Source organism: Streptomyces scopuliridis (genome assembly GCF_042790125.1).
GTDB lineage: Bacteria > Actinomycetota > Actinomycetes > Streptomycetales > Streptomycetaceae > Streptomyces > Streptomyces scopuliridis_A.
Map to the genome: position 1 here is coordinate 1 of NZ_JBHTZS010000054.1, position 26,953 is coordinate 26,953.

Annotated in this window: 25 protein-coding genes; 14 read left to right on the top strand and 11 right to left on the bottom strand. The window is 71.9% G+C overall.

Translation table 11 applies throughout. The features are described from left to right. Positions 1–169: 169 nt before the first annotated feature. Both ACFRKB_RS37870 and ACFRKB_RS37875 read right to left on the bottom strand, forming a co-directional pair. Positions 170–1,384, bottom strand: coding sequence for a TerD family protein (locus tag ACFRKB_RS37870; protein ID WP_383111137.1), 1,215 nt, complete (start codon positions 1,382–1,384; stop codon positions 170–172). A gap of 117 nt (positions 1,385–1,501) precedes the next feature. Further along, a complete protein-coding gene (locus ACFRKB_RS37875; protein WP_383111138.1) occupies positions 1,502–2,311 on the bottom strand; it encodes an NAD-dependent epimerase/dehydratase family protein in 810 nt (269 codons plus the stop codon). A 266-nt stretch (positions 2,312–2,577) separates the two neighbouring features. Here ACFRKB_RS37875 and ACFRKB_RS37880 point away from each other — a divergent pair, with 266 nt between their 5' ends. Both ACFRKB_RS37880 and ACFRKB_RS37885 read left to right on the top strand, forming a co-directional pair. Then, positions 2,578–3,588 carry a 5-dehydro-4-deoxyglucarate dehydratase gene (locus ACFRKB_RS37880; RefSeq protein ID WP_383111139.1) on the top strand — a complete coding sequence of 337 codons (1,011 nt, stop codon included), beginning with the start codon at positions 2,578–2,580 and terminating at the stop codon, positions 3,586–3,588. Further along, positions 3,585–4,763: a hypothetical protein gene (locus ACFRKB_RS37885; RefSeq protein ID WP_383111140.1), complete on the top strand. Its 1,179-nt coding sequence runs from the start codon at positions 3,585–3,587 to the stop codon at positions 4,761–4,763. The genes ACFRKB_RS37880 and ACFRKB_RS37885 overlap by 4 nt, the downstream gene beginning before the upstream one ends. Here the strand turns inward: ACFRKB_RS37885 and ACFRKB_RS37890 are convergent. The 3 genes from ACFRKB_RS37890 to ACFRKB_RS37900 all read right to left on the bottom strand — a co-directional run bounded on the left by ACFRKB_RS37890 (position 4,746) and on the right by ACFRKB_RS37900 (position 8,520). Next, positions 4,746–5,984 carry an MFS transporter gene (locus ACFRKB_RS37890; RefSeq protein ID WP_383111160.1) on the bottom strand — a complete coding sequence of 413 codons (1,239 nt, stop codon included), beginning with the start codon at positions 5,982–5,984 and terminating at the stop codon, positions 4,746–4,748. The genes ACFRKB_RS37885 and ACFRKB_RS37890 overlap by 18 nt on opposite strands. Before the next feature lie 214 nt (positions 5,985–6,198). Then, on the bottom strand, positions 6,199–7,647 hold the full coding sequence (locus ACFRKB_RS37895; RefSeq protein ID WP_383111141.1) for a peptidoglycan D,D-transpeptidase FtsI family protein: 1,449 nt from the start codon (positions 7,645–7,647) through the stop codon (positions 6,199–6,201). Positions 7,648–7,749: 102 nt separating this feature from the next. Continuing rightward, entirely contained in the window at positions 7,750–8,520 is a 771-nt protein-coding gene (locus tag ACFRKB_RS37900; protein WP_030353710.1) for an IclR family transcriptional regulator, read from the bottom strand. A 213-nt stretch (positions 8,521–8,733) separates the two neighbouring features. Here ACFRKB_RS37900 and ACFRKB_RS37905 point away from each other — a divergent pair, with 213 nt between their 5' ends. From ACFRKB_RS37905 to ACFRKB_RS37950, 10 genes are all read left to right on the top strand, one after another. Continuing rightward, positions 8,734–10,263 (top strand): aldehyde dehydrogenase (NADP(+)), encoded by a 1,530-nt coding sequence (locus ACFRKB_RS37905; RefSeq protein WP_383111142.1) that lies wholly within the window; start codon positions 8,734–8,736, stop codon positions 10,261–10,263. 65 nt (positions 10,264–10,328) lie between these two features. Continuing rightward, complete coding sequence (locus tag ACFRKB_RS37910) at positions 10,329–10,946, top strand: DUF1349 domain-containing protein (protein WP_383111143.1); 618 nt, start codon at positions 10,329–10,331, stop codon at positions 10,944–10,946. A 72-nt stretch (positions 10,947–11,018) separates the two neighbouring features. Beyond that, positions 11,019–11,528, top strand: a complete 510-nt coding sequence (locus tag ACFRKB_RS37915; RefSeq protein ID WP_383111144.1) for a GNAT family N-acetyltransferase — start codon at positions 11,019–11,021, stop codon at positions 11,526–11,528. Positions 11,529–11,704: 176 nt separating this feature from the next. Beyond that, positions 11,705–12,976 carry an SDR family oxidoreductase gene (locus ACFRKB_RS37920; RefSeq protein WP_383111145.1) on the top strand — a complete coding sequence of 424 codons (1,272 nt, stop codon included), beginning with the start codon at positions 11,705–11,707 and terminating at the stop codon, positions 12,974–12,976. Positions 12,977–13,120: 144 nt separating this feature from the next. Further along, positions 13,121–14,170 carry an iron-siderophore ABC transporter substrate-binding protein gene (locus ACFRKB_RS37925; protein ID WP_383111146.1) on the top strand — a complete coding sequence of 350 codons (1,050 nt, stop codon included), beginning with the start codon at positions 13,121–13,123 and terminating at the stop codon, positions 14,168–14,170. A gap of 29 nt (positions 14,171–14,199) precedes the next feature. Next, positions 14,200–15,195, top strand: coding sequence for a FecCD family ABC transporter permease (locus ACFRKB_RS37930; RefSeq protein ID WP_383111147.1), 996 nt, complete (start codon positions 14,200–14,202; stop codon positions 15,193–15,195). Next, positions 15,192–16,301 carry a FecCD family ABC transporter permease gene (locus ACFRKB_RS37935; protein WP_383111148.1) on the top strand — a complete coding sequence of 370 codons (1,110 nt, stop codon included), beginning with the start codon at positions 15,192–15,194 and terminating at the stop codon, positions 16,299–16,301. Before ACFRKB_RS37930 ends, ACFRKB_RS37935 begins: the two co-directional genes overlap by 4 nt. Positions 16,302–16,446: 145 nt before the next feature. Next, complete coding sequence (locus ACFRKB_RS37940; protein ID WP_383111149.1) at positions 16,447–16,683, top strand: hypothetical protein; 237 nt, start codon at positions 16,447–16,449, stop codon at positions 16,681–16,683. Between the two features lie 104 nt (positions 16,684–16,787). Then, positions 16,788–17,516 (top strand): DsbA family oxidoreductase, encoded by a 729-nt coding sequence (locus ACFRKB_RS37945; protein WP_383111150.1) that lies wholly within the window; start codon positions 16,788–16,790, stop codon positions 17,514–17,516. 69 nt (positions 17,517–17,585) lie between these two features. Next, a complete protein-coding gene (locus tag ACFRKB_RS37950) occupies positions 17,586–18,635 on the top strand; it encodes an aminotransferase class V-fold PLP-dependent enzyme (RefSeq protein ID WP_383111151.1) in 1,050 nt (349 codons plus the stop codon). A 45-nt stretch (positions 18,636–18,680) separates the two neighbouring features. Here the strand turns inward: ACFRKB_RS37950 and ACFRKB_RS37955 are convergent, their stop codons facing one another. From ACFRKB_RS37955 to ACFRKB_RS37975, 5 genes are all read right to left on the bottom strand, one after another. Beyond that, positions 18,681–19,502, bottom strand: a complete 822-nt coding sequence (locus ACFRKB_RS37955; RefSeq protein ID WP_383111152.1) for an amino acid ABC transporter ATP-binding protein — start codon at positions 19,500–19,502, stop codon at positions 18,681–18,683. Next, positions 19,499–20,548, bottom strand: coding sequence for an amino acid ABC transporter permease (locus tag ACFRKB_RS37960; RefSeq protein ID WP_383111153.1), 1,050 nt, complete (start codon positions 20,546–20,548; stop codon positions 19,499–19,501). Before ACFRKB_RS37960 ends, ACFRKB_RS37955 begins: the two co-directional genes overlap by 4 nt. A 44-nt stretch (positions 20,549–20,592) precedes the next feature. Continuing rightward, on the bottom strand, positions 20,593–21,513 hold the full coding sequence (locus ACFRKB_RS37965) for an ABC transporter substrate-binding protein (RefSeq protein ID WP_383111154.1): 921 nt from the start codon (positions 21,511–21,513) through the stop codon (positions 20,593–20,595). Positions 21,514–21,581: 68 nt separating this feature from the next. Beyond that, positions 21,582–22,409, bottom strand: coding sequence for a nitrilase-related carbon-nitrogen hydrolase (locus tag ACFRKB_RS37970; RefSeq protein ID WP_383111155.1), 828 nt, complete (start codon positions 22,407–22,409; stop codon positions 21,582–21,584). Between the two features lie 20 nt (positions 22,410–22,429). Further along, the gene (locus ACFRKB_RS37975; RefSeq protein WP_383111156.1) at positions 22,430–23,455 is read right to left on the bottom strand and encodes a substrate-binding domain-containing protein; all 1,026 of its coding nucleotides are present in this window, start codon (positions 23,453–23,455) and stop codon (positions 22,430–22,432) included. A 209-nt stretch (positions 23,456–23,664) separates the two neighbouring features. On the opposite strand from ACFRKB_RS37975, the gene ACFRKB_RS37980 reads away from it, so the two are divergent. Beyond that, positions 23,665–25,056, top strand: coding sequence for an aminotransferase-like domain-containing protein (locus ACFRKB_RS37980; RefSeq protein WP_383111157.1), 1,392 nt, complete (start codon positions 23,665–23,667; stop codon positions 25,054–25,056). On the opposite strand, the gene ACFRKB_RS37985 is transcribed toward ACFRKB_RS37980, so the two are convergent. Next, positions 25,009–25,608, bottom strand: a complete 600-nt coding sequence (locus tag ACFRKB_RS37985) for a MarR family winged helix-turn-helix transcriptional regulator (protein WP_383111158.1) — start codon at positions 25,606–25,608, stop codon at positions 25,009–25,011. The two genes, ACFRKB_RS37980 and ACFRKB_RS37985, sit on opposite strands and share 48 nt — an antisense overlap. 150 nt (positions 25,609–25,758) lie before the next feature. On the opposite strand from ACFRKB_RS37985, the gene ACFRKB_RS37990 reads away from it, so the two are divergent. Continuing rightward, on the top strand, positions 25,759–26,823 hold the full coding sequence (locus ACFRKB_RS37990; RefSeq protein ID WP_383111159.1) for an alkene reductase: 1,065 nt from the start codon (positions 25,759–25,761) through the stop codon (positions 26,821–26,823). Positions 26,824–26,953 lie beyond the last annotated feature (130 nt).

Consider the following 26,953-nt stretch of genomic DNA (forward strand, 5'->3'; position numbering starts at 1 on the left):
CCTGCGCCCTTTCGCAACTCTGACAAAGCTTTTAAGCCCCTGACCGTTTGTTTGGTGGCCTGGCCCCCGGGCCGCGGCGTACCCTCTTGACCCGCGGCGGCCCGGGGGTGTCGTGCCACCCGCCCACGCGCCGCCGCCCTCCGGAGAGAGGCGGCGCGTGGGCGCCTTGTCAGAGGATCTTCGCGGCGGGCTTGACCATGCCCCGGACCGTACGGGACTTCACGAACTCGCCCAGACCGGTCATTTCCCACTCGCCGGAGAACTGGCGGATCAGCTTGGCCATCATCACGCCGGTCTGCGCCTCGGCGCTGGTCAGATCGAAGCGCACCAGCTCCTCGTCCGTGGCCGCGTCGATCAGCCGGCAGTACGCCTTGGCGACCTCGGTGAACTTCTGGCCGGTGAAGGAGTTGACCGTGAAGACCAGACCGGTCGCCTCGGCGGGGATCCGGCCGAGATCCACGACGATCACCTCGTCGTCACCCGCGCCCTCGCCCGTGAGGTTGTCGCCGGAGTGCTTGATCGCCCCGTTGAGGATCGAGAGCTTGCCGAAGTAGCAGCTGTCCAGATGGTTGCGGTTCGGACCGTAGGCGATCACGGACGCGTCGAGGTCGATGTCCTTGCCGCGGTACGCCGGCTCCCAGCCGAGGCCCATCTTGACCTGGGTGAGCAGCGGCCGGCCGCCCTTGACCAGCGACACCGTCTGGTTCTTCTGGAGGCTGACCTTGCCCTTGTCCAGATTGATCTTGCCGCTGCCGGGTGCGGCGGCGGGGGCCGGGGGAGCGGCGGGCGGGGTGGCCGGGACCGGTGGAGCGGCGATCCGGGGGTCGGCCCCCGCGCGGGCATGGACGGGCGCCGGGGGCGCCGGGGCCGCGGCCGGGGCGGGCTCCTCCACGGAGACGCCGAAGTCGGTGGCGATCCCGGCCAGCCCGTTGGCGTACCCCTGGCCGACCGCGCGGACCTTCCACGCCCCGTTGCGCAGATAGATCTCCACGATCACCAGGGCGGTCTCGGCGCCGAGCCGCGGCGGGGTGAACGTCGCCAGCGCGCCGCCGCTGCCCGCGTCGCGGATCGTGGCCGTGGGCTCGATGCCCTGGAAGCTCTGCCCCGCCGCGTCCGGGCTCGCCGTGACGACGATCTTCTCGATGCCGGCGGGTACGGCGCTGGTGTCGACGACGATCGCGTCGGGCGCCGTGCCTCCGCCGGAGCGGTAGCTCACGCCGGGGCCCGCCGGCTGGTTGTAGAAGATGAAGTCGTCGTCTGAGCGCACCTTGCCGTCGGCGGTGAGCAGCAGGCCCGATACGTCGAGCCGCACGGGAGCGGCGACGTCCACCGACACATGGGCGGTGGGAAGAGGGATGTTCGAGCCGGGGGTCATAGCTGTCATGCCAGACGTAACGAACGACCCCGCTTTGCCGTTCCCTTACCTTCCGCCGATCGAGTCCGCCGCCGGTCGGGGCCGCCGGCCATGGGTCCACGGACCTCGGTGGGGCCGCGGCGACGGTCAGTGGGGCCAGCGCGGCGGGTCGGTGGCGAACGTGCCGCCCAGGAAGGCGTGGTCCCGGTTGTCCGGGTCGAGTTCGCCCTGTTCCGCGATGAGCTTCCCGGCGTACTGCTCCGAGTCGTCGCGCGGCTCGTACCCCAGCGCCCGCGCGCTCGTGAGGTCCCACCACAGCCGGGTGTTGGCGGACGAGCCGTAGACAACGCTGTGGCCGACGCCCTCGGCGGTGAGGGCGGCGTGGAAGAGCCGGGCGCAGTCGCCGGGGCTCAGCCAGACGGAGAGCATGCGGACCGAGTTGGGCTCAAGGAAGCAGGAGCCGATCCGTACGGAGACGGTCTCCAGGCCGTGCAGGTCCCAGTAGAGCTGCGCCAGATCCTCGCCGAAGCACTTGGAGAGCCCGTAGAACGTGTCGGGGCGGCGCGGGGTGTCGACCGGGATCAGCGGGTCGTCCCCCATCGGTCGGGGCGTGAAGCCGACCGCGTGGTTGCTGGAGGCGAAGACCGTCCGCCCGACGCCCTCGGCGCGCGCCGCCTCGTACAGGTTGTACGTCCCCTCGATGTTCGCGCGCAGGATCTTGTCGAAGGTGGACTCCAGCGAGATGCCCGCGAGATGGATGATCGCGTCGACCCCCCGCACGGCCTCGCGCAGCGCTTCCTTGTCCGCGAGATCGGCGGTGATGGCGTCGGGCTCGCCCTCGATGGGGGTGACGTCGAAGAGCCGCAGTTCGTAGCCGTACGCGGGCAGCAGGCCCCGCATCAGGGTGCCGAGTCCGCCGGCGGCGCCGGTGAGCAGGACGGTACGGGGTGCGGGCATGGGGGAGATCTCCTCGCGGCTCGGAACCGGGCACACGGATTCGGGCTCAGATTCATAGCTGGAATTCACATGCGTGGACAAACTAGAGAGTGGGGCGGAGCGCCGTCAAGTGTCGCCCGGAGTGCGGGAATCCGTCTCTGGGTTGCGGTTTTCCGTCTTGACCCGCGGCGCGCGCCTGCCATAGCGTGGCGTTGTTCAGGGATATGGACATCGATCATAATTGTGCACGAGCGGTCGCCGCTCGACGCATGGCCCAGGGAGCGCCCGTGACCTCAGCCCCGCTCGCCGCCCGCCTGACTCATGTGGCCGGGCCGCTGTTCTTCCCCGTCACCGCGTACGGGCCGGACGGCGCACTCGACCTCGACGCGTACCGCGCGCATGTCGGCCGGGGCGTCGACGCGGGAGCCTCCGCGGTCTTCGCCTGCTGTGGCACCGGCGAGTTCCACGCCCTCACCCCGGAGGAGTTCGGCGCCTGTGTGGCCGCGGCCGTCGAGGAGACCGCGGGCCGCGTCCCGGTCGTGGCGGGCGCCGGCTACGGCACGGCGCTCGCCGTCCAGTACGCGCGGATCGCCGAGGAGGCCGGCGCGGACGGACTGCTCGCGATGCCGCCCTATCTGGTCGTCGCCGACCAGGAGGGACTGCTGCGCCACTACACCGCGCTGGCGGGCGCCACCTCGCTGGAGACGATCGTCTACCAGCGCGACAACGCCGTCTTCACCCCTGGGACCGTCGTCGAACTGGCCCGCGTGGACGGCATCGCCGGGCTCAAGGACGGATACGGCGACCTCGAACTGATGCAGCGCGTCATCAGCGCCGTACGCACCGAGGAGCCGGACCGCGACTTCCTCTACTTCAACGGCCTGCCCACCGCCGAGCTCACGGGTCTCGCCTACCGGGGCATCGGCGTCACGCTCTACTCCTCCGCCGTCTTCTGCTTCGTCCCCGAGATCGCGCTCGCCTTCCACCGGGCCCTGACCACCGGCGACGACGCGACCGTGAACCGGCTGCTGGACGGCTTCTACCGCCCCCTGGTCGAACTGCGCGGCAAGGGACGCGGATACGCCGTCTCGCTCGTCAAGGCGGGCGTCCGGCTGGGCGGACTGGACGTCGGGGAGGTACGGCCGCCGCTGAGCGAGCCGCAGCCCGCGCACATCAAGGAGCTGGCCGAGATCATCGAGCGGGGCCGGGCCGTGCTGCTGACGGAATCGGACTCGGCATCGGACCGGGACGGCGCGGGCGCCGGAACCGGTACGGGTACGCCGGGCGGCGCCGCGTGAAGACCTCGGCCTTCCTCTACCCCTGGGACGTGGTGGGCGACCCCGACGCCCCCGCCAGGATCGCGGACCTCGGCGTCCGGCAGGTCACCCTCGCCTCCGCCTACCACTCCACCCGCGCGCTGACCCCGCGCCACCCGCGCCACCGCGTCGTCACCGCCGAACACGCCGCCGTCCTCTACCCGGTGGACGAAGCCCGCTGGGCGCGCCACGAGCTGCGTCCGTACCCCGCCGGGTCCTGGGCCCCCGCCGACGCGTACGGCGAGGCCGCGGCGGCCCTGGCGGAGGCCGGTCTCGACGTGCACAGCTGGGTCGTCCTCGCGCACAACTCCCGCCTCGGCGCCGAGCGTCCCGACACCTCCGTGGTGAACGCGTACGGCGACCGCTACCCCTGGGCGCCCTGTATCGCCCGGCCCGCGGTCGGCGCGTATCTGGTGGAGCTGGCGGCCGAGGCCGCCGTACGCCCCGGGGCGCGCGGCACCGAGCTGGAGTCCTGCGGCTGGTACGGGCTCGCGCATCTGCACGCCCACGACAAGATCGCCGGCGTCGGCCTCGGCGACGCGGCGCAGTATCTGATGTCGCTCTGCTTCTGCGGCGTCTGCCGGGACGGATACGCGGGTCTCGGGGTCCCGCCCGGCGAACTGAACGCCGCCGTACGGCGCGCGCTGGGGCCCGTCTGGGCCACCGGTTCCGCCGAGGCGGGCTGGTCCTCGGTCGAGAAGCTCCTCGGCGCGGATCTCGCCGCCGTCACCGCCGAGTGGCGCGGCTCGGTCGCCCGTACGCTCCAGGAGCGGGCGGTCGCGGCCGTACGGGCGGCGGCCGGGCCCGGATTCCAGGTGCTGCTGCACGCCGATCCGGCGACGTACCACGTCGGCGCCAACGCCGGGGTGGACCCGGCGCACATCCTCGGGGTCGCGGACGGGGTCGTCCTGCCCTGCACCGGGGGTGCGGCCGAGCGGATGCTGAGCCCGTTCGCGGGCCATGGCACCGAGACGTCCGTCCTGGCCGCCAACTTCACGGTCGTCAGCGGCATGGGCGGCGACCCGGCCGCGCTCGCCGACGACGCGGCGCGGGCGAAGGCGCTCGGGGCGACCGAACTGCGGCTGTACCACGCGGGGCTGGCCTCGGACGCGGATCTGAAGACCGTCACGAAGGCGCTGTCAGACCTCGGTCGCTGAGCCCGGCGGACGGGGCCGGTCGAGCCTCTTCCGCGCGGGACCGGGGGCGGCCAGCGCCAGCGCGGTGAGGAGCCCGGCCGCCCCGGTCACCGGCAGCAGTACGGACGGGTCGGCCAGCGCGATCAGACCCGCGCCGAGCGCCAGCGCCAGCGCGTTGGGCACATACATCAGCGTGTGGGCGGTGGCCGCCGTACGGCCGAGGACCGGGGCCGGGATCTCGCGCTGCACCGCCGTCATCGCCGCGATCAGCACACACGGCAGCCCGACGCCGACGCCGACGGCGCTCGCCAGCACCACCGCGTCGTACGGCAGCGCCCGCGCCGCCACGGCCAGCGCGAACAGCGCGATACCGGCGGCGGCGAACACCCGCTCCGGCAGCCGCCGCAACAGCGGACCCGCCACCAGCCCGGTCAGTACGGACCCGGCGCCCTGCACCGCGTACAACACCCCCACATACGTGGGGGAGTGGCCGAGCCCGCGGTCGACGACCGCGTAGATGGCCGCGCCGTTGAGCCCGGCGAGCAGCATCGTCGCCGACGCGGCCAGTACGAGCGGCCGTACGGCCGCGGAGCCCCGCAGCGCCCGGACGCCCTCGGCCAGGCCCGCCCCCCGGCCGCCGACGGGGTCCTGGCCCGGCCGCTCCTCCCGTACGCGCATCGCCGCGAAGAGCCCGGCGGCCACGGCGAAGGTCGCCGCGTCGAGCAGCGCCACGGCGCCGCCGCCGAACCCGGCGTAGAGCGCGGCGCCCGCGAGCGGCGCCAGCAGTTTCATGCCCTCGTTGGCCGTCATCCGCAGCCCGTTGAAGTCGCCCAGCAGCCGAGGGTCGATCGCCGTGGCGACCAGAGCCGACTCCGCCGCGTCCTGGAGGACACCGCTCGCCCCATGGACGAACAGCACGCAGAAGAGGATCCAGACACGGTCCGCCGAGTCGACGGCGAGCAGCAGCGGCAGCAGGGCCGCCATGGCGAGGTTGCAGCCGATCAGCAGGGGCCGCCGGCGCACCCGGTCGGCGACCGTCCCCAGCAGGGGGCCCGCCAGCGCGGGCGCCCACAGCGCGAAGACCGTGAGCGCGGCCAGACTGTCCGAGCCCGTCAGCGACTTGGTCCAGATCCCGGCCGCCAGCCACATCGCGGACGTTCCGAAACCGGAGACGACGACACCGGTCAGGTACAGCCCCGCGTTACGGTCCCGCAGCACACCCCCGAGACCTCCCCCGCCCAACCCCACTGCCCCACCGGCCCCTTCCGCCTCGCGGCACCCGTCCCGTACGCGTCCGGTACGCGTCCCGTACGGGCGCCAGAGTGGCCCCTGAGGACCCGGTCGGCGCATCGTGATTTCGCCCTACTCCCCGGCACGGAAAGGGCCTTAGACGAGCACGGGGCGGCTCAGGGCCGGGGCCGGCGGGGGCTGAGCGTGGTGCGGTGGGGGCGCCGGATCAGTTCAGCGCCGCAGTCATCATCTTCTGTGCGATCGGCGCGGCCAGACCGTTCCCGCTGACCTCCGAACGCGCCGCGCCCGAGTCCTCCACGACGACCGCGACCGCCACCTGCTTGCCGGTGGACGAGTCCTTCGCGTACGAGGTGAACCACGCGTACGGCGTGTTGACGTTGTCCACGCCGTGCTGCGCGGTGCCCGTCTTGCCGCCCACCTCGGCTCCGCCGATCCGCGCGTTCGTGCCCGTACCGTCCTGGACGACCGTCACCATCGCGCTGCGCAGCTGCTCGGCCGTCGACGAGGAGACGATCCGCTTCGTGTCGCCGTCCTGGTACGACTGGAGGGTGTCCCCGCTCGCGTCCACGACCTTCGACACCATGTGCGGCGCGGCGAGCAGCCCGTCGTTGGCCAGGGCCGCCGAGACCATGGCCATCTGGAGCGGGGTCGCGGTCACATCGAACTGGCCGATCCCCGTCAGCGCCGTCTGCGCGCGGTCCATGCCGGACGGATACACGCTCTCCGAGGCGCGCACCGGCATCTCCTGCGTGGCGTCGTCGAAGCCGAACTTCTCCGCCATCGCGCGGACCTTGTCCTGGCCGAGTTCGTCGGCCATCTTCGCGAAGACGGTGTTGCAGGAGTACGCGAGGGCGGTGCGGATGGTGGCGTTCTCGCACGGCGCGGAGCTGTTCTCGTTGCGCAGGACGGTGGTCGTGGTGGGCAGGGTGTACGGGTCGGGGCTGTCGGTCCGTTCGTCGACCGAGCTGTACAGACCGTCCTCCAGCGCCGCCGCGGCCACCACCAGCTTGAACGTCGAGCCCGGCGGCAGCGGCTGCCGCAGGGCGCGGTTGACCATCGGCTTCGCCGCGTCCCCGGTCAGCTGCTTCCAGGCGTCGCCGTCCGTGGTGCCGCTGATCTTCGTGGGGTCGTACGAGGGGGTGCTGATCACCGCGAGCACCCGGCCGGTCACCGGGTCGATCGCCACGGCGGCGCCCTTCTTGCCGCCGAGCGCGCGGTATCCGGCCTCCTGTACGGCGGGGTCGATCGTGGTCAGTACGTCGCCCGGCGCGGTCTGCTTGCCCATGATCGCGTCCAGCGGATTCTTCAGCCGGCTGTCCGTCCCGTCCAGGACACCGGCGTAGATGCCCTCCAGCTGGGTCGAGCCGTACGCCTGTGAGCTGTAGCCGGTGACAGGTGCGTAGAGCGCGCCGTCCGTGTACGTGCGCTCGTACGCCAGATCGCCGCTCGCCGTCTTTCTGGAGCCCGTGACCGGCGAGCCGGCCACGATGATGTCACCGAGCGGCTGCGCGTACTGCGCCATGATGTTCCGCCGGTTGTGCTTGTCGTCCGCGAGGGCCCTGGCCTCGTACGCCTGCACCCAGGTGGCCCGCACCAGCAGGGCGAGCACCAGCAGCAGACAGATGACCGCCGTGTGTCTGATCGTCTTGTTCATCCCGTATGAGGGACGAGCGACGGCGCGGACGGCGTTCCCGCCCCGCACGCTTCTCAGGAATTCCTCATCCGGGCCGGGCCGGCGGCCGGCGGGACCGGCCGGTCAGAGCCGCCGGGTGGCGAGCGTGAGCCGGTCGCGCGCGTCGAACAGGGTGTCCTTGATCATCTGTTCGTGCCCGGGGGTGAGCCGGGCCACCGGCACCGAGCAGCTGATCGCGTCGCGCGCCGGCGTGCGGTACGGGATCGCGATACCGAAGCAGCGCAGCCCGAGCGTGTTCTCCTCGCGGTCCACCGCGTACCCCTGCTCCCGTACGGTGTGCAGCTCCTCGATGAGCTTCTCGCGGTCCGTGATGGTGTGCTCGGTCAGCGCGGGCAGGGTCTCCGGCAGGAGCTTGCGCACCTGCTCGTCGCTGTGCGTCGCCAGCAGCGCCTTGCCGAGCGAGGTGGAGTGCGCGGGCAGCCGGCGGCCGACGCGGGTGAAGGGCCGCAGATAGTGCTGGGACTGGCGGGTGGCGAGATAGACGACGTTCGTGCCGTCGAGCCGCGCGAGGTGGATGGTCTCGCTGGTGTCGTCGGAGAGCCGGTCCAGCGTGGGGCGGGCGGCGGCGACGACCTCGTCACCGTCGATGTACGAGGTGCCGACCAGCAGGGCCCGTACGCCGATGCCGTACCGCGTGCCCGTCGCGTCCGTCTCCACCCAGCCCAGCTCCACGAGCGTGCGCAGCAGCATGTAGAGGCTGGACTTGGGGTAGCCGACCGCCTCCTGGACGGCGGCGAGCGAGTGCATGCCGGGGCGTCCCGCGAAGTACTCCAGCAGTTCCACCGTCCGCACGGCGGACTTCACTTGTGCGCCACCGGTCTCCGCGGTCGACATCGTCCCTCGCTCCTTCTCGCCCACTTGACTCGCTCTCCTGACCACTCTTGACCACACGGAACGCGCGGAAATAGAGTCCTTGACAATTCACCATCAGGAACTCTGTTCAGAATACCGAACAGGTTCCGAGGGGCGGCAGCGGTCCGTCACGTCGCTCGCTCGCTCCGTCGGTCTGTAGGTCGGTACGTCGGTACGTCGGGAAGGAAAGTCGCGGTGGCAGCAGCACCAGTCTGGAGTGTCGACCCCCGAACAGGGAAGCAGCGCGAGCAGGTCGCGCACGAGGCCACGGCGGAGGAGGTCGACCGCGCGGTGCGCGGCGCGCACGGCGCACGGGCCGCGCTCGCCGACCGTACCGCGCGCGCCGCCCTGCTCCGTACGGCGGCCGATCTGCTCGACGAGGCCGGAGCGCACGTCATCGAGGCAGCGGACGCGGAGACCGCGCTCGGCCCCGTCCGGCTCACCGGCGAGCTCGCCCGTACCACCGCCCAGCTGCGGGCCTTCGCGGAGGTCGTCGACGAGGGCGCCTTCCTCGACGTACGCATCGACCACGCCGACGCCGACCGCACCCCGCCCTGGCCCGATCTGCGCCGCTGGAAGGTGCCGCTCGGCGTGGTCGCCGTCTACTCCGCGAGCAACTTCCCGCTCGCCTTCTCCGTGCCCGGCGGCGACACCGCGAGCGCGCTCGCGGCCGGCTGCCCCGTCGTCGTCAAGGCGCACCCGGACCACCCCGCCACCTCCGAACTGTGCGCGTCCGTGCTGCGCAGGGCCGCCGCCGAAGTGGGGCTGCCCGAGGACGTGGTGACTCTGGTGCACGGCTTCGAGGCGGGCATCCTGCTCGTACGGCACCCACTCGTGTCGGCGGCCGGCTTCACCGGTTCCGTCCGCGGCGGACGCGCGCTCTTCGACGCCGCCGCCGCCCGGCCCACACCCATCCCCTTCCACGGCGAGCTGGGCTCCCTCAACCCCGTCGTGATCACCGAGGCCGCCGCGGCCGAGCGCGCCGAGCAGATCGGTGCCGGGCTGGCCGGCTCGATGACGCTGGGGGAGGGGCAGTTCTGCACCAAGCCGGGTTTCGTCCTGGCACCGGCCGGTGAGCCGGGCGACCGGCTGGTGAAGTCCCTGACGACGGCCGTCAGCGAGACCGAACCCGGGGTGATGCTCGACCACCGGATGCGGGACGCCTTCGTCACGGGCGTACGCGAACGGGCCGCGCTGCCCGGCGTGGACGCCCCGGTCACCCCCGGCGCGGGCGGCGAACACACCGTCAGCGCGGGCTTCCTGACCGTGGACGCGGAACTGCTCGCCACCGAGGGTCCGCACGATCTGCTGCTGGAGGAGTGCTTCGGCCCGGTGACCGTCGTCGCGCGGTACGCGTCCCGGGACGAGATCACCTCGGTGCTCTCCCGCCTTCCGGGCAATCTCACCGCCACGCTCCAACTCGCCGACGAGCCCGACGGCTTCGAGCCCGGCGCCGCCGAACTGCTCGCGGCGCTCACCCCGCTCGCCGGACGCGTCCTGGTCAACGGCTGGCCGACCGGCGTCGCCGTCGCCCCCGCGCAGCACCACGGCGGCCCCTACCCGGCGACCACCTCCACCTCCACCTCGGTCGGCGCCACGGCGATCGAGCGCTGGCTGCGCCCGGTCTCGTACCAGTCGACGCCGGCCGCGCTGCTCCCGCCGGAGCTGCGCGACGACAACCCCCTGGACCTGCCGCGCCGGGTGGACGGCCGCCCGGAGAACTGACAACAGGGAACGGACAACAGGGAACCGAACTGACAACAGGGAGCCGAGCACGGTGAGCCGAGCGCATGAGTGATCAGCCGATCGACCTGCCCGAACTGCCGTTCCCGCTGCGGGCGTACGGACCCGAGGGCGCGTGGCGCTACGCGGACGGAGCGCTCACCGGCCGGGCGGGCGCACGGCAGGACCGCTTCGTACCACCGGCGGGCGCGTCCCTGGAGCCGGCCTCCGACGCGCCGCGCCTGCTCGGTACCCCGGACGGCGACTTCCAGCTGATCGCCCGCGTCACGGTCGGCTTCGCCGCCGCCTTCGACGCGGGCGTGCTCGCTCTGGAGGCCGACGCGCGGCACTGGGCCAAGCTCTGTCTGGAGCTGTCGCCGGAGCGTCCGACGATCTGTACGGTCGTCACCCGCGGCCACTCCGACGACGCCAACTCCTTTGTGGTCGACGGAGACAGCCACTGGCTGCGGATCAGCCGCACCGGCCGGGCGTTCGCCTTCCACGCCTCCCCGGACGGCGAGCGGTGGACCTTCGTCCGGGTCTTCACGCTCGGCACGCCCGAGCAGGCCGCGGCGGCGCGCGTCGGCTTCCTGGCGCAGTCGCCCACGGGCGAGGGGTGCGCGGTCACCTACGACAGGATCGCCTTCCGGCCGGAGGGACTCGCGGACGCGCGGGACGGCAGCTGAGATTCCGCCGCCCGCGGACCCGCTCGTCCAGGGGGCGCAACCGGCCGCCGGCGCGGGCGCGTCCCCCTCTCCATGAGCTTCCCTTCCAGCGTTCCGGTGATCAGGACCGCGGTGCCCGGCGACCTCGACGCCATCGCGGTCCTGCACGCCGAGGCCCGTGCCACGTACTACCGCGGCCATCTGCCGGAGGACGCCTACGACGGCCCGGCCGAGCGCGCCCGTGTCCGCGCGGGCTGGACGCGGGCCCTCGCCGGGGAGGACCCGGACGCGGCGGTGCTCTGTGCCGTGGACGACTCCGGGCTCGCGGGCATCGCCGCGTACCGTCCGGCCGGGGGCGTCATGACGCTCACCCAGTTCCATGTCGCTCCGGCGCGGTGGCGCCGCGGCATCGGCGGCGCGCTGCACAGCGCGTGCGTCAGCGCCTGGCAGCGCGTGGGAGTCGCTACGGCGCGGCTTGAGGTGTACGAGCACAACACGCGCGCCCGGTCCTTCTACGCCCGGCACGGCTGGTACCCCGATCCGCACCACCCGCGCCATGACACCCATCGCGTGCTGCGATTCGAGGTCCCGGGCAATACGTGAAGCAGATAAGTCACTCGATGGGGTGGAAGATGATCACGCCGGACATAAGGAGCGGTTAAAGCCCGCCGGCCGGGATAGGTTCGGTCTCCTCGTGAGCCGGTTCCGGGTGAACTCCGGGGCGATGAGTGGGTCTCCGAGCGACTGGACGCTCCCCGCGAAGAATGTGAAGAGAAGGCATGCCCGACGCCGAAGTGCCCGACCCCGAACCCGACGAACCCGGGGCCGGACCTGGCCCCACCCCTCACGTGCCCGGTCCCGCCCCGGGCTCCCGCCCCGGCTCGGCCACTCCCGCCCTGGCCGACTCCACGATCGCCATCAGCGGAGCGACCGGCTTCCTCGCCTCGTATCTGCTGCTGCATCTGCTGCCGCAGGGCACCCGGGTCGTGGCGCTGGTACGCCAGCCCCCGTACCGGGCCATGGCCTCACTCGCGCTGGCCCTGCGCTCGGCCGGGGCGCCGGCCGAGACCGTACAGCGGGTGGCGCGCCAGGTGCGGGCCGTCCAGATCACCCTCGACCGCCCCCGGCTCGGCCTGTCCGAGGGCGAGTTCCAGGCGGTGGCGGACAGTGTGGACGCCGTCCTGCACTGTGCCGCGCTGACCAAACTGCACGCAGACGCCGGGGAACTGCACCGCACCAATGTGGAGGGCACCCGGCAGATCCTCGCGCTGGCCGCGGCCGGCCGCCGCGCCCCGCATCTGTTCCATGTCAGCACCGCGTTCGTGGCCGGGGCGCGGATCGACGGTGTCGTACCGGAGCGGCAGCTGGAGGCGTCCGGCTTTCTCACCCCGTACGAGGAGTCCAAGTACCGCGCCGAGCGGCTGGTCCACGACTGGGCGCGTACGCGGGGCCGGGGCGCCACGGTCTTCCGGCCCAGTGTGCTGCTCAGCGACCGGACCGCCCTGCCACGCGCCCCGCAGCACACCTATGCCGTACTGGCCGCCAAGCTCACCCTCTTCCTGCGGCACGGCCCCCGGGCCCTGGTCGACGCCTCCTCCGCGCCGCTCGACGCCACGGGGCGGCTGACCGTCCGGCTGCTGGGCGCCCCTGATGCCAGCATCAACCTCCTGCAGGTCGACGCCGCTGCCCGCGCGATGCTGAGCCTCGCCGAGCAGGCGACCACCACGAACCCGTCGGACGTCCCGCCCGGGGCGCGCGTCCACCACATCGTGCATCCGACCGAGACATCGGTGACCCGGGTGAACGACGCGCTCCAGCGGTCCATCCCCTGGCTGCGTCTCGCGCTGGTCCCCGAACGCCCCTGCCCCAGCGGCCTGGAGCGTGCCATGGACCTGTACGGCGCCGAGGCCACGGCCTATCTCGGGCTGCGGCGGCGCTACGAACGCACCAGCCTGTGCGAGCTGGAACGCCGCCGACTGGTCCGCCCCCCGGCCCCGGTCGACAACCCGTACCTGGACGCGGCACTCACCCCGCCCCTCGTGGCCCGCTGACGCGGCCACCCACCCGAGGAGAGACCCTCGGCGGCCGGCTCGCGCGTACCCGGTTGAAGGCAGATCCTACTTAGCTTAGGCTTACCTAAGCATTTCTGATCGTGCGGCGCGTCCGTGCTGCCCGCGAAGACCTGAAGGAACGTCATGCCAGCCTGGTTCACCCGCGCGCGTCGTCGGACGCTCGCCGCCTCGGCAACCGCCGCCGCGTTCGCACTCGTTCTCGGCGGCTGCTCGTCGAGCGACCCGGAGCCCGGCGGCGCGTCGGCCGGGAGCGGCGGATCCGGAGCCTTCCCGGTCACGATCAAGAGCGCCCTCGGCGACGCGAAGATATCCGAGCAGCCCGAACGTGTCGTCACGTTGGGCCAGGGCTCCGCCGAGACGGCCATCGCGCTCGGCCACACGCCCGTGGGCATCGAGAGCTATGAGTGGGGCAGTGACAAGACCGGCTATCTGCCGTGGATCCACGAGGCCGTGACCAAGGCGGGCGACACGCTGCCGACGCAGTTCGCGGGCGGTGAGGACATCGACTTCGAGGCCATCACCGAACTCGAACCCGATGTGATCCTGGCCCCGTGGTCGGGCGTCACCCAGGAGCAGTTCGACATCCTCTCCGACATCGCGCCGACCGTCGCCTACCCCGAGCTGGCGTGGAGCACGAACTGGGACCAGCAGATCGAGATCATCGCCAAGGCGCTGGGGCAGCCCGCCGAGGCGAAGACCCTCACCTCGGAGATCGAGAAGCGGCTCGCCGACGCCGCCGCGACCCGGCCGGACTACAAGGACGTCTCGTTCTCGTACATCTACACCTCCGGCCCCGGCACCCTCGGTGTGTTCCAGAGCGAGGAGCAGCGGGTCGAGATGGTCTCGTCCCTCGGGCTCACCGTCGATCCCGTCGTGAACACCTTCAAGGAGACCAAGGGCACCGACTCCGCGCTGATCGGCCTGGAGAACGCCGAGAAGCTCGCCGACAGCGATCTGGTCTTCACGTTCTACACCGACGCCAGGACCCGCGAGGAGATCGAGGCGCAGAAGCTGTACGCGGCGATCCCCGCCGTCAAGCGCGGCGCCGTGGTCGCCAGTGACGACAACTCCTTCGTCACGGCGTCGTCCATCATCAACCCGCTCACCGTCCCCTGGGTCATCGACCGCTATCTGCCGCTGATCGACAAAGCCGTCGCCAAGCTCGGCACGTGAGCCGAGCCCGGTCGGAGGGACGTGGCGGGATGCCCACCAGCACGTCCCGGCGGGTGTACGCCCTGCTCGCCGGGGTGGCCGTGCTCGCCTGCGCCGTGCTCGCGAGCGTCATGTTCGGCAGCAGGAACACCTCGTTCGGCGATGTCCTCGACGTACTCTCCGGCACCGCCGACCCCTATGTCACCACCGTGGTCGAGAGCCGCTACCCGAGGACCGCGCTCGGGCTGCTCGCCGGGCTCTGTCTCGCCGTGGCCGGCACGCTGATGCAGGGGGTCACCCGTAACCCGCTGGCCGACCCGGGGCTCCTCGGCATCAACGCGGGCGCGGCCGCGAGCGTCGTCGCCGCGACCGCGTTCCTGGGGGCCTCGGGCACCACCGACACCATGTGGTGGGCGCTGCCCGGCGCCCTGCTCGCCGGGCTTCTCGTCCATGCCATCGGAGCGGCGGGGGCGAGTACGTCCCTGGTGCGGCTGGTGCTCGCGGGGGCGGTGCTCTCCGCGGTGCTGATGGCGTTCATCCAGGCCGTCACGCTGAGCAGACCGAAGGTCTTCGACAGCTACCGGTACTGGGTGGTCGGCGCCCTCGGCGGCCGGGACTTCGACGTCCTGCTGTCGGTGCTGCCGTTCGCCGCGTCCGGGCTCGTGATCGCCCTGCTGCTGGGCCCCGGCCTCAACACGATGGCGCTCGGCGACGAGTCCGCCGCGTCTCTCGGGGCGAACCCGGCGCTGGTGCGCGGGGCCGGACTGTTCGCGGCGACGCTGCTGAGTGCGGCGGCGACCGCGGCCGTCGGCCCCATCGCCTTCGTCGGACTGGCCGTTCCGCATCTGGTGCGGGCGCTGGTCGGGGTCGACTTCCGGCTCCAGATCGCGTTCTCCGCGGTCGCCGGTCCCGCGCTGCTGCTCCTGGCGGATGTGGCGGGCCGGGTCGTCCTGCGTCCGCAGGAACTGATGGTCGGAGTCGTGACCGCGTTCATCGGAGCGCCCGCGCTGCTCTACGCCGTACGCCGGATGAAGGGGACCTCATGACGCCCACCCGGACGCGGACGTGGACGTGGACCGGGACGCGGTCCGGGACCCGGACCGGGGGACCGGCCTCGCCCCCCGGCTATCTGACGGTCGGTCGCGCCGTGGCGCTGCCCGTGCGCCGTATCTCCGTGATCATCGCGGCCGTCCTGCTGGTCCTGATCGTCGCCGGCGCGCTCGCCACGCTCTCGCTGGGGCGGCTCGGTATCCCGCTCGCCGACCTCGCGGGCGCCGTCACAGGCGGCGCGGAAGGGAAGGACGCGTTCGTGCTGGAGCGGCTGCGCGGCCCGCGGCTCGTGGTCGCGGTGGGCACCGGCGCGGCGCTCGGCCTGTCGGGCGCGCTCTTCCAGTCCGTCACCCGTAACCCCCTGGGCAGCCCCGATGTGATCGGGCTCAACGCCGGGGCGGGCGCGGGCGCCGCGATCGTCGCGCTGTTCCTGCCGGGGACGCTGCCGGTGCCGATGGGCGCGCTCGCCGGAGCCGTGCTCGCCATGGTGCTGGTGTACGTATCGACCGGGAGCGGATTCCGGAGCCCGGGGCGGCTCGTGGTGGCCGGTATCGGGGTCGCCGCGATCGCCACGGCGGTCATCCAGTACGTGGTCTACGCCGTGGAACGGGACAAGGCGTCCGTCCTCACCGCCTATGTCAACGGCAGTCTGGCGGCCCGGTCCTGGGACGACGCGGGCACGATCTGGCTCGTGCTGCTCGTCGTGGCCCCGCTCACCGCGCTGATCGCGCGCCGGCTCGGCATCGCCGAGATGGGCGACGAACTCGCCGGCGGGCTCGGCTCCGAGCCGGGGACGACGAAGAGCATCGCCGTCACCCTGTCGATCGTGCTCTCCGCCGGAGCGGTCAGCGTCGCCGGCCCCATCGCGTTCATCGCGCTGACCGCGCCGCAGATCGCCAAGCGGCTCACCCACGGCTCCGGCCCCCATCTGACACTGTCCGCGCTGGTCGGCGCGTTGCTGCTGGTGCTCGCGGATCTCGCCGCGCAGCAGGCGCCCCTCTTCGAGAATCTGCCCGTCGGCATTTACACCATGGCCATCGGGGGTGTGTACCTCGGATATCTGCTGATCCGCGAATGGCGACGGGGAATACGGTTGACCTGAAGGGGGAGGGAGCGGGCCTGTTTCAAGCGTTCGGGGAAGCGGGCAATCATGCGTCGTCGTGCCGTGGGCCACTGGATTCCGTGGACCACCACATTCCGTCGACCACCACATTCCGTGGGCCATTACGCCGATCAGGAGACCGAGCATGGAATACGAAATGCGCGCGGAGTACGCGGAGGGCGCCTCACCCCGTGACCCGGAACCCCGATTCGAGGTATGGCACATCACGCGACTGGACCAGACGACCGCGCTGTGCGGGCGCGAGCTGGATCCGGACGCCGTCACACAGACGACGGACGCGTGGGGCACGCCCGCCGGGCAGCCGCTCTGCCACGCCTGCGGCGCCTCCTACATCCACCAGGTGCCGCACCACCTTTCGTGACGGCCGGGAATCCCGCGGGGCGCGGATGCGTTGCCCAGGGGCCGGAGGCTGCCTCCGTACACCCCCGGCACCCGACACCCCCGACCCTGGAGAGAAGCCGAAACATGCGCGTCGAAATCTGGAGCGACATCGCCTGTCCCTGGTGCTACATAGGAAAGGCCCGGTTCGAGAAGGGACTCGCGGCCTTCGCCCACCGGGACGAGGTCGAGGTGGTGCACCGGTCGTTCGAGCTGGATCCGGGGCACGCCAAGGGGGACACCGGGCTGGTCGTCGACATGCTGGCGGCCAAGTACGGGCGCAGCCGGGCGGAGGCGCTCGCCATGGAGGAGGGCGTCGCCGCCAACGCGCGCTCCGAGGGGCTGGGCTACCGGATCGAGGGGCGCGATCACGGCAGTACGTTCGACATCCACCGGCTGCTCCATCTCGCCAAGGCCCGGGGCCGCCAGGACGAGCTGCTGAACCTCGCCTACCGGGCGAACTTCGCCGAGGAGCGTTCCGTCTACGACCAGGAGACCCTGGTGTCGATCGCCGTCGAGGCCGGTCTGGACGAGACGGAGGCCCGCGGGGTGCTCGCCGACGCGGACGCGTACGCCGACGAGGTACGGGCCGATGAGCGCGAGGCCGCCGAACTGGGCGCGAGCGGGGTGCCGTTCTTCGTGCTCGACCGGCGCTACGGCGTTTCCGGCGGGCAGCCGGCCGAGGCGTTCACGCAGGCGCTGGAGCAGGCGTGGCAGGGCCGTACGCTCACGCCCGTCGGCGCGGCGTCGCCGGACGCCGCCGTCTGTGACACCGACGGCTCCTGCGAGATTCCGCAGGCCGGGGCCCATTCATAAGGATCGCTTGGGTGTTCCGTTCACGTATGCGCGATTGACTATGAGGTGGCCGGGTTCCAGGGTGGATCCATGGACTCCCTGGGAGGCGCCGAGTTCGCGCCGGATATGACGTATCTGAACACGTCCAGCTGCGGTCTGCTGCCCCGCAGGTCGGTCGAGGCCGTCCAGGCGCTGGCCCGGGACAACGCGACCGGCCGGGGCGGTGAGGGCGCGGGGAGTTTCGAGACCGTGGGCGCCGCGCGCGACTCCTTCGCCCGGCTGGCCGGGGTCCCGGCCGAGCGGGTCGCGGTGGGCGGTTCGGTCGCCGTACATGTCGGGCTGATCGCGTCCTCCCTGCGGCCGGGTGACGAAGTCCTGTTCCCCGAGGGCGATTTCAGCTCCGTCATCACCCCCTTCGCCGTCCGCGGCGATCTCGTGCTCCGGTACGCGCCACTGGAGAAGCTGGCCGGGGAGGTACGGCCGGGCACGGCGCTGGTGGCCTTCTCCTCGGCCCAGTCCGCGGACGGCAGGGTCGCCGATCTGCCGGCGATCCGGGCCGCCGCGGCGGCGCACGGCGCCCGTACGCTGCTGGACGCGACCCAGTCGGCCGGCTGGCTGCCGCTGGACGCCGGGGCGTACGACTACACCGTGACCGGCGGGTTCAAGTTCCTGCTCTGCCCGCGCGGTTCATCCTTCCTCACCGTGACCGAGGAGGCGCAGGGGTCACTGGTGCCGCGGCACGCGGGGTGGGTGGCCGCCGAGGACACGTGGGACAGCACGTACGGTGCCGTCGAGCGGCTGGCCACCACCGCGCGCCGCTTCGACGAGCCGCCGGCCTTCCTCTCGTACTACGGCGCCGAGCGGTCCCTCGCGCTGCTGGAGGAGATCGGCATCGACGCGATCCACACCCATGACACCGCCCTCGCCGCCCGCTTCCGGGCGGGACTGACCGGGCTCGGCCACGAGCCGGTCCCCGGCGAGTCGGCGATCGTGTCCGTCCCGGGACTGACGCACCGTCACCCCGATCTGCGGCGGGCGCGGGTGGCGGTCTCGCTGCGCGCCGGGTATGTACGGGCGGCGTTCCACCTCTACAACACCACCGCCGACGTGGACCGGACGCTGGACGTGCTCGCCGGCTGAGCGGACGGCGGGGCGGCTGTTGACGCGGACGCTTTCCGGCGGTTCTTAGAGGAAGCGTCCCAGGAAGGCCCGGGTGCGTTCGTGGGTGGGGTGGTCGAGCACCTCCCGGGGCGTGCCGCTCTCCAGTACCCGCCCGCCGTCCATGAAGACCACCCGGTCCGCCACCTCCTTCGCGAAGCCGATCTCATGGGTCACCACGAGCATGGTGAGACCGTCCCGGGCCAGATCCCGCATCGTGGCCAGGACCTCACCGACGAGTTCCGGGTCCAGGGCGCTGGTCGGCTCGTCGAAGAGCATCAGCTCCGGCCGCATCGCCAGGGCGCGGGCGATGGCGACGCGCTGCTGCTGGCCACCGGAGAGCTGGCGCGGATAGGCGTTCGCCTTGTCCGACAGCCCCACGCGCCCCAGGAGCGCCAGCGCCCTCTCCCGTGCCTCGGTCTTCGGCGTACGGAGCACCCCCACCGGGGCCTCCATGACATTGCCCAGCACGGTCATATGCGGGAAGAGATTGAAGTGCTGGAACACCATGCCGATGTCACGGCGCTGCCGGGTCACCTCGCGGGGGCGCAGATGGTGGACGCGGGAGCCGGACCTGCGGTAGCCGATCAGCCGTCCGCCGACATGGATGGAGCCCGCGTCGATCTGTTCCAGATGGTTGATGCACCGCAGGAAGGTCGACTTGCCCGATCCGGACGGGCCCAGCAGCACCACCACCTCGCCCGCGCGGACTTCGAGGTCGATGCCGCGCAGCACTTCCAGCTGGCCGAACCGCTTGTGGACATCGTGGGCCACGACGAGGGGCGGGCCCGCCGTCGCCGGGTCCACCGGGTCCACCGGGGCGTCCGTCGTGAGAGCGTCCTTGATCATCGGGTCTCCTTCTCCGGTGCCGACGGTGCCGATGCTGCCGACGGTGCCGACCGCTCCCGCGCCGCCGGGAACGGGGCCGCGCGGCGGCGGAAGAACGCGAAGTCCCAGAAGCTCTGGGGTGCGTTACGGGTCGCCCCGCGCGCGTAGTACCGCTCGATGAACGACTGGCCGACGTACAGCACGGACGTCATGACCAGGTACCAGAGGCACGCGACGATCAGCAGCGGGATGGTCTCGAAGGTGCGGTTGTAGATCGACTGCACGGTGTAGAGCAGATCGGCCAGGGCGATGACGCTCACCAGCGAGGTGGCCTTCATCATGTTGATCACCTGGCTGCCGGTGGGCGGCACGATGAACCGCATGGCCTGCGGCAGCACCACGCGCCGCAGGATCCGCGCCCTGCCCATACCGAGCGCGGCGGCGGCCTCCGTCTGCCCCTGGTCGACGCCCAGCAGACCGCCGCGCACGATCTCGGCCATGTACGCGGCCTCGTTGAGACCGAGGCCGAGGATGGCGGCGAACAGCGGCGTGATGAGCGAGTTGGTCTGCCCGCCGATGAACTCCGGCCCGAACGGCACCCCGAACGAGATCCGGGGCAGCAGCGCGGAGAGGTTGTACCAGAACACCAGCTGGACCAGGACGGGGATGCCGCGGAAGAACCAGACGTACGCCCCGCAGACCGCGCTCAGCACGCGGTTCTCCGACATCCGGCCCACCGCGACGAGTACGCCGCCGACGATGCCGATCAGCATCGCGACCACGGTCAGCTCGATCGTCGTGGCGATGCCCTCGCCGATGACCTGCGCGCCGAAGTAGCTGCCGACGGTGGACCATTCGAAGTTCGGGTTGGTCACCAGGAAGTGGCCGAGCTGCGCGGCGAGGACCGCGAGGACCAGGACGGAGAGCCAGCGCAGCGGATGGCGGACGGGGGCGGCTCCGGCCACGTCCACGGCGGGGACCGCGTCCGGCGCGGCGGCGGTGTCCTCGCGCGCGTCCTTCGCGTCCTTCGTGGCCTTCGTGGTGGTCGGGGAGTGTGCGGTGGCCATGGTCGGCTCACCTCCTTACGGGGATCGGGCGCCGAGGACCGGGCTCAGACGCCGAGGTTGATACCGGGCTTGTCGAGCTGGTTGGCCGACAGCCCCCACTTCTTCATGACCTGGCCGTAGGTGCCGTTGTCGATGAGCTTCTGGATCGCCTTGACGAGTACGTCGCGCAGCGGCGAGTCCTTGGCGACGACGGCGCCCTGGTACAGGTCGTCGAAGCCGTTGGACTGGCCCGTGCCGGTCAGCTCCAGGTCGCCCTTGGCCTGCGCGACGAAGTAGGTGAGGGGCGCCTGCGAGGAGAAGAAGGCGTCGGCGCGGCCGGAGCGCACGGCCAGGATGGAACCGGGCTGGTCCTTGTAGGACTGGATCTTGACGGCCGGCTTGCCGTCCTTGACGCACTTCTCGTTCTGCGTCTTGATCACGCCTTCCGCCGAGCCGCCGCCCATGACCGCGATCCGCTGCCCGCAGGTGCTGTCCAGGTCCTTGATGCCGTGCGGATTCCCCTTCGGCACGGCGAAGACGACGAACTCCCGCACCCAGTCGACGAAGTCGTTGGCGCCCTGGCGGTCCTTGAAGTCCCCGACCGGGCCGATGGCGAGGTCGTAGCGGCCGGCCTTGATACCGGTCAGCTCACTGGGCAGGCCGTCGGCCGTCACATGCTCGATCGTGACGCCGAGGAGCTGCCCGAGCGCGTCGGAGAGATCGGCGGAGGCGCCGGTGAGGCTGTGCCCGTCGGAACCGGCGATCTCGTACGGCGGGAAGGAACCGTTGTTGACCGACACCAGCTTGCCGGAGGTACGCGTCTTCTCGGGCAGCAGCGCGTTCAGCTCCTTGTCCACGGCCAGTCGCGTCCCCGTCGCGGAACCGGTGCCGGCGGAGTTGTCCGTGGCGCCCTTGGCCTGGGGCGGGTTGGTGCCGCAGCCCGCGAGGACGAGACAGCAGGAGAGGGCGGTGCCGGCCGCGAACACGGCACTCTTCGGGAATCGCTTCGGAAGTCGCTTCGGACGTCGCTTCGGAAATCTCATCGGGACTCTCATCAGTGGGCTCCGGATCCGGCGAGGGGGAGAGGGAGAGGAATGACGGTCGGGTCGACGGCGAACCGGCGGTTGGCCAGGACGGGCAGCGTCCGGCGGGCCGCCGCGGTGATGCCCGGGTCGGCCTCGGCCCAGGCGAGACCGCGTACGGCGGCGAGCCGGGAGCGGACGGTACCGAGCGGGTCCACGACCAGGCTGTTGCCGATGTTGCGCGGGCCGCACTCGCCGCTGGCCGCCACCCAGCAGGTGTTCTCCAGCGCCCGCGCCGTGATCATGACCTCCCAGTGCCGCTCCTTGGCCGGGCCGCGCACCCAGGCCGCGGGCAGCGCGAGCACCTCGGCGCCCGCGTCGACGAGCAGCCGGGCCAGCTCGGGGAAGCGCACGTCGTAGCAGGTCATCAGGCCGACCTTGGTGCCGGCCACCTCGATGACGACGGGCGGCTCATCCGCCGGACGTACGTTCGCCGACTCCTGGTCGCCGAACGCGTCATAGAGATGGATCTTGCGGTAACGGCCGACCAGCTCCCCGTCGCGCACCGCCACGAGCGTGTTGAACACCCGTCCGTCGTCGGACGGTTCATGGATTCCGACGACGACGGTGACATGGCCGCCGACGGTGGCGGCACGCAGTTCGGTGACGAACGGGCCGTCCAGGGGCTGGGCGACCTCGCGGATGCGGTGGCGGTCCTCGGTGAAGCGGGCCAGGACGCCTTCGGGGAGTACGAGCAGATCGGCGCCGCCCCGCTCGGCCTCGGCGGTCAGCTCCTGGCAGGCGGCCAGATTGTCCTTCCAGTCAGGGGTGGCGGCGAATTGTCCGACGGCTATGCGCATGGTGAGGGGCTCCGGGTGGTTCAGAGGGCGGGCAGGGCGGCGGGTACGGCGGCGGGCGAGGTGAGCGGGGCGGAGCCGGCCGGTACGGTCGCGAGCGCGGCCTCGGGGAAGACCACGCCCGGGTCGATGGGCTCGGGCCAGATCCCCTGCGCGTACAGCTCCTCGCAGAAGGCGCGGGTCATCTCCGCGTTGGGCTCGGCCCCATATGGCATCCAGTCGTCGCCGAACAGCAGCGCCGACTCGGTCAGTTCGCCCAGCAGCCACGGGGTGGTGTCGGCGAGCAGCCGGCGGCGCTCGACCCAGCGGCGCTTGGACCGCTCCAGCCCCGCGAGCAGCGCGCCGGGCAGCGCCGGATGGGCCTCGACGACCTCCCGTTTGAGGGTGACCAGATGGATTCCGGGGACGAACCCGGTGGCCGCCCAGTACTCGCGCTCGGCGGCCCGGTGATCGCGGAGCAGATGCCGGAAGCGGCTGGCCGGGGTGAACAGCTCGCGCGGCATGAACGGGGTGAGGATCGCGTCCAGCCGCCCGGCGGCCAGCTCCTCCTCCAGCGACTCGCCCTCGGCCATGGCCGAGACATACGACGGGAGCGGCCTGCTGCCCAGCCGGTCCTTGCCCGACTCCCCGAGGGTCAGGGGCCCCACGCGCCAGTCGACGCCCGTGAGATCCACGCCTTCGGCGCGCAGCAGGGCGCGGGTCCAGGTGTTGCCGGAGTCCGGCCAGCCGGTGAGCCCGATCCGGGCCCCGGCCAGCTCGCCGAGGGAGCGCAGCGGGCTGTCCGCGCGTACCAGCACGCAGCGCTGCCGGAACCCGCGCATCACGAACGCGGGCAGCCCGACCAGCCGGTCGTCCCCCGCCGCGCGGGCCTGGACATAGCGGCTGAACGAGGTCTCGCCCCCGTCGAGCGAGGGCTCGGCGAGTACGTCGGGGGTGACGTCCCGTGAGTCGATCCGGACCGTGAAGCCCGCTGCCCCCACGATCCCCGTGGCCAGCGGTACGACATGGTCCCAGTCGCGAAGTCCCAGACGGATCACGGGAGATGACACAGCAGACACTCCTTGCAGGTGGTGCGTTTTCTCGCAACGTCACGCATAGCCCGTATTCAGCCTCAATCAGCCATATCCGGCCGTGCGATGGCTGGAACACTATTGTTCAGCGGTAGGGCAAACAAGATCTGGTTTGTGTCCGAACATAAATTTTCCATGCCGTAACCTACGGAGCACATGCCAGGGTTCGGCCCGACGAGGGGTGGGCGATGCAGGAGAACGCGGTCGACAGGACGTGGGCGGCCGGTCCGCGGGGCGCGGCCAGGCTGGCCGGGCGCATCACGGACACCAGCGCGCGCGGAGTCGCCGCCGCCATGACGGACCTCATCCGCTCCGGGGAGCTGGCGCCCGGCAGCACGCTGCCGACCGTGCGCGCTCTCGCCGCCGAGCTGGGCGTCAGCCCCGGCACCGTCGCGGACGCCTGGGCGGTACTGCGCAGACACCGGATGATCACCACGCTGGGCCGGCGCGGCAGCGTCGTCAGCGGCCCGCCGGCCGTCCCGCACCCGGTCCGCTTCGAGCGGGTCGGTGACCTCGGCTCGCATCTGACGCTGGATCTCGCCGTGGCGGCCCCGGACCCGGCCCTGCTGCCCGCGCTGGAGGACGCCCTCCTCGCCGGGGCGCGCAGCCCCCGCCTCAATGACTACTCGCGCTCGGCCATCACCGCCGCGCTCCTGGAGGCCGTACAGGGGACCTGGCCGTTCGAACCGGAGGCATGGATGGCCGTGGGCGGCGGCTACGAAGGGGTGCAACTGCTCTGCCAGGCGCTGATCGTGCCGGGGGACCGGGTCGCCGTGGAGGATCCGACCGCCGCGCGGCTGCTGGACATCCTCGAAGCGCTCGACGCGCAGATCGTGCCCGTCGCCTGTGACGGCGAGGGGCCGCTTCCCGACTCCCTCGCGCGGGCGCTCGAACGGCGCCCTGCGCTCTTCCTGCACCAGTCGAGGGCCCAGGCGCCCTGCGGCTGGACCATCGGCGAGGAGCGGGCGGCGGCGCTGGCGGCGGTGCTGGCGGGCGCCCCGAACGTGCTCGTCCTGGAGGACGACGGCATCGGCCCCGTCGCCATGGCACCGGCCGCGAGCATCGGCGCGCACCTGCCGGGCCGTACGGTCCTGGTGCGCTCGTACTCCAAGTCGTACGGGCCCGATCTGCGCATCGCGGTGGTCGGCGGGCCGCGGGAGGTCGTCGAACGGGCGCGGGTGCTGCGTACGTTCGGTACGGGCTGGACCAGCCGGATCCTCCAGGACGCGCTGGCCCATCTGCTCACCGACGACGGCACGACCCGGCACGTACGCGCCGCCGCCCGCCGCTACGACCTGCGGCGCACCGGCCTGGCCACCCGCCTCGCCGCGCACGGGGTGCCCACCGCGAACCGGGACGGGCTGATGCTGTGGGTGCCGGTGGCGGACGAGACGTCCGCGCTGGTCACCCTGGCCGCCCGGGGCGTCACCGTCTCACCGGGCAGCCGCTTCTGCGTCGACTACTCCCGCCCCCATGTCCGGATCGCCACCAGCAGGCTCACGGAGGACCCGCACGCCCTGGACGAGACGGCCTCACTGATCGCCCTGGCCGCCTCCGCCTCGGCCGGCCGGATGGACTGACGCCGGTTGAGCTGACGCCGGTTGGACTGGCGCCGGATGGACCGACGGCCGGTCCGGACAGTTCGCCGCCTCCGCGCACAGGTTGGCCTCGACCTTCGCGAGCAGCCGGGCCAGCTCCGCGCGTTCGCCGTCGTCCAGCCCCGCGAGGGTGTGCTCCTCCAGCTCCGTCCAGGCGCCCTCGACCTCGGAGCGCAGGGTGCAGCTGTCGGCGGTGGCCGTGACCAGTACCGCGCGCCGGTCCTGGGGGTCGGCGGAGCGCCGTACGTACCCGGCGTGGTCCAGCCGCTGGAGCATCTTGGTGACTGTCGAGGGGTCGAGATCCATCGACTTGATCAGCTCGGACTGCCGTACCGCGTCCGCGTCCCACAGGTGCATCATCAGAAACTCCTGGCCCGGGTAGAGGCCGGTGCTCCGCAGCAGCTTCCCGGCGGCGATGCGATGCAGCCGGGCCACCCGGGAGAGGGCGTGGCTGAGCGGACCGCCGCGCGCGGCGGCGGGCAGCCGGTCGGGACAGGCGGGGGTGCCGGAGGTCGCGGGCGGGTCCGAGGTCATGGGACCGACTTTACCTTGGTCGGCCAATAATCGACCCCGGGAATGAACTAGGGTGGCCCGCGGTTGATTACTTGGCCGACCACATAATGTGTCGGCCGTATGTCGTCATGCCCTTGTTCCCGCCCTTCTCACGCCCGCTATGGAGCCCCCATGACCACCGCGTTCGACCCGATCGACCTGTCGGGTACCCAGCTCACCAATCGCATCGCCATGGCCCCGATGACCCGCAGCCGCGCCTTCGGCGCCGGTAACTCGCCCACCGACTCGACGGTGGAGTACTACGCGCAGCGGGCCTCCGCCGGGCTGATCATCACCGAGGGCACCCAGCCCTCCGTGGTCGGCCAGGGCTACCCCGACACCCCCGGACTGCACAGCGCCGAGCAGATCGCGGCCTGGCGCAGGGTCACCGACGCCGTACACGCCAAGGGCGGCAAGATCTTCGCGCAGATCATGCACGCGGGCCGGATCGGCCACCCGGTCCTGCTGCCGGACGGCCTGGTCCCGGTCGGCGCCTCCGCGGTCGCCGCGCCGGGGCAGGTCTTCACCCATGACGGACCCAAGGACTTCATCGCCCCGCGCGAGCTGACCTCCGACGAAGTACGGGAGACGATCGCGGACTTCGCCGCGGCGGCCCGCAACGCGGTCGAGGCCGGTTTCGACGGGGTCGAGCTGCACGGCGCCAACGGCTATCTGATCCATCAGTTCCTGGCCCCCAACTCCAATCTGCGCACCGACGAGTGGGGCGGCTCCGACGAGGCCCGGATCCGTTTCGCGGTCGAGGTGACCCGCGCGGTCGCCGCCGAGATCGGCGCCGAGCGGACCGCGATCCGGATCTCGCCCGGCAACCCCTACAACGGGGTGTCGGAGCCCGACCCGGAGCCCGTGTACACCTCGCTGGTCACGCGGCTGGAGCCGCTCGGCCTCGCCTATCTGCATCTGATCGAGAACAACCGCGAACTGACGGTCACCCTGCGCAAGCTGTTCTCCGGAACGCTCGTCCTCAACGCCGCGACCGAGGGCTTCACCGGCGCCGGCGAGCTGGCGCTGATCGAGGACGGCACCGCCGATCTGCTCTCCTTCGGCGCGCTCTTCCTCGCCAACCCCGATCTGCCGGCCCGGCTCAGGGCGGGCGGCCCGTACAACACCCCCGACCCGGCGTCCTTCTTCGGCGGCGACGACAAGGGCTATCTCGACTACCCGGCCCTGGAGAGCTGACCGGGACCGGCCAAGAAAGGGGCGCGGGGGGCGGGGGGTAGAACCCCCCCGCCCCCCCCCCGGGGGACAGCCGGGCACCCCCCCGAAAGCCCCGCCCAACCCACAACCAACACCAATAAGCCCACCCCGG

What these genes read in the sequence shown, in the direction of transcription:
- ACFRKB_RS37950 (WP_383111151.1), top strand. Translation starts at nt 17,586, where the DNA reads ATGGACTCCCTGGGAGGCGCCGAGTTCGCGCCGGATATGACGTATCTG.
- ACFRKB_RS37915 (WP_383111144.1), top strand. Translation starts at nt 11,019, where the DNA reads ATGAGCTTCCCTTCCAGCGTTCCGGTGATCAGGACCGCGGTGCCCGGC.
- ACFRKB_RS37940 (WP_383111149.1), top strand. Translation starts at nt 16,447, where the DNA reads ATGGAATACGAAATGCGCGCGGAGTACGCGGAGGGCGCCTCACCCCGT.
- ACFRKB_RS37910 (WP_383111143.1), top strand. Translation starts at nt 10,329, where the DNA reads ATGAGTGATCAGCCGATCGACCTGCCCGAACTGCCGTTCCCGCTGCGG.
- ACFRKB_RS37930 (WP_383111147.1), top strand. Translation starts at nt 14,200, where the DNA reads ATGCCCACCAGCACGTCCCGGCGGGTGTACGCCCTGCTCGCCGGGGTG.
- ACFRKB_RS37970 (WP_383111155.1), bottom strand. Translation starts at nt 22,409, where the DNA reads ATGCGCATAGCCGTCGGACAATTCGCCGCCACCCCTGACTGGAAGGAC.
- ACFRKB_RS37960 (WP_383111153.1), bottom strand. Translation starts at nt 20,548, where the DNA reads ATGGCCACCGCACACTCCCCGACCACCACGAAGGCCACGAAGGACGCG.
- ACFRKB_RS37900 (WP_030353710.1), bottom strand. Translation starts at nt 8,520, where the DNA reads ATGTCGACCGCGGAGACCGGTGGCGCACAAGTGAAGTCCGCCGTGCGG.
- ACFRKB_RS37990 (WP_383111159.1), top strand. Translation starts at nt 25,759, where the DNA reads ATGACCACCGCGTTCGACCCGATCGACCTGTCGGGTACCCAGCTCACC.
- ACFRKB_RS37985 (WP_383111158.1), bottom strand. Translation starts at nt 25,608, where the DNA reads ATGACCTCGGACCCGCCCGCGACCTCCGGCACCCCCGCCTGTCCCGAC.
- ACFRKB_RS37895 (WP_383111141.1), bottom strand. Translation starts at nt 7,647, where the DNA reads ATGAACAAGACGATCAGACACACGGCGGTCATCTGTCTGCTGCTGGTG.
- ACFRKB_RS37920 (WP_383111145.1), top strand. Translation starts at nt 11,705, where the DNA reads ATGCCCGACGCCGAAGTGCCCGACCCCGAACCCGACGAACCCGGGGCC.
- ACFRKB_RS37935 (WP_383111148.1), top strand. Translation starts at nt 15,192, where the DNA reads ATGACGCCCACCCGGACGCGGACGTGGACGTGGACCGGGACGCGGTCC.
- ACFRKB_RS37925 (WP_383111146.1), top strand. Translation starts at nt 13,121, where the DNA reads ATGCCAGCCTGGTTCACCCGCGCGCGTCGTCGGACGCTCGCCGCCTCG.
- ACFRKB_RS37875 (WP_383111138.1), bottom strand. Translation starts at nt 2,311, where the DNA reads ATGCCCGCACCCCGTACCGTCCTGCTCACCGGCGCCGCCGGCGGACTC.
- ACFRKB_RS37870 (WP_383111137.1), bottom strand. Translation starts at nt 1,384, where the DNA reads ATGACAGCTATGACCCCCGGCTCGAACATCCCTCTTCCCACCGCCCAT.
- ACFRKB_RS37980 (WP_383111157.1), top strand. Translation starts at nt 23,665, where the DNA reads ATGCAGGAGAACGCGGTCGACAGGACGTGGGCGGCCGGTCCGCGGGGC.
- ACFRKB_RS37955 (WP_383111152.1), bottom strand. Translation starts at nt 19,502, where the DNA reads ATGATCAAGGACGCTCTCACGACGGACGCCCCGGTGGACCCGGTGGAC.
- ACFRKB_RS37945 (WP_383111150.1), top strand. Translation starts at nt 16,788, where the DNA reads ATGCGCGTCGAAATCTGGAGCGACATCGCCTGTCCCTGGTGCTACATA.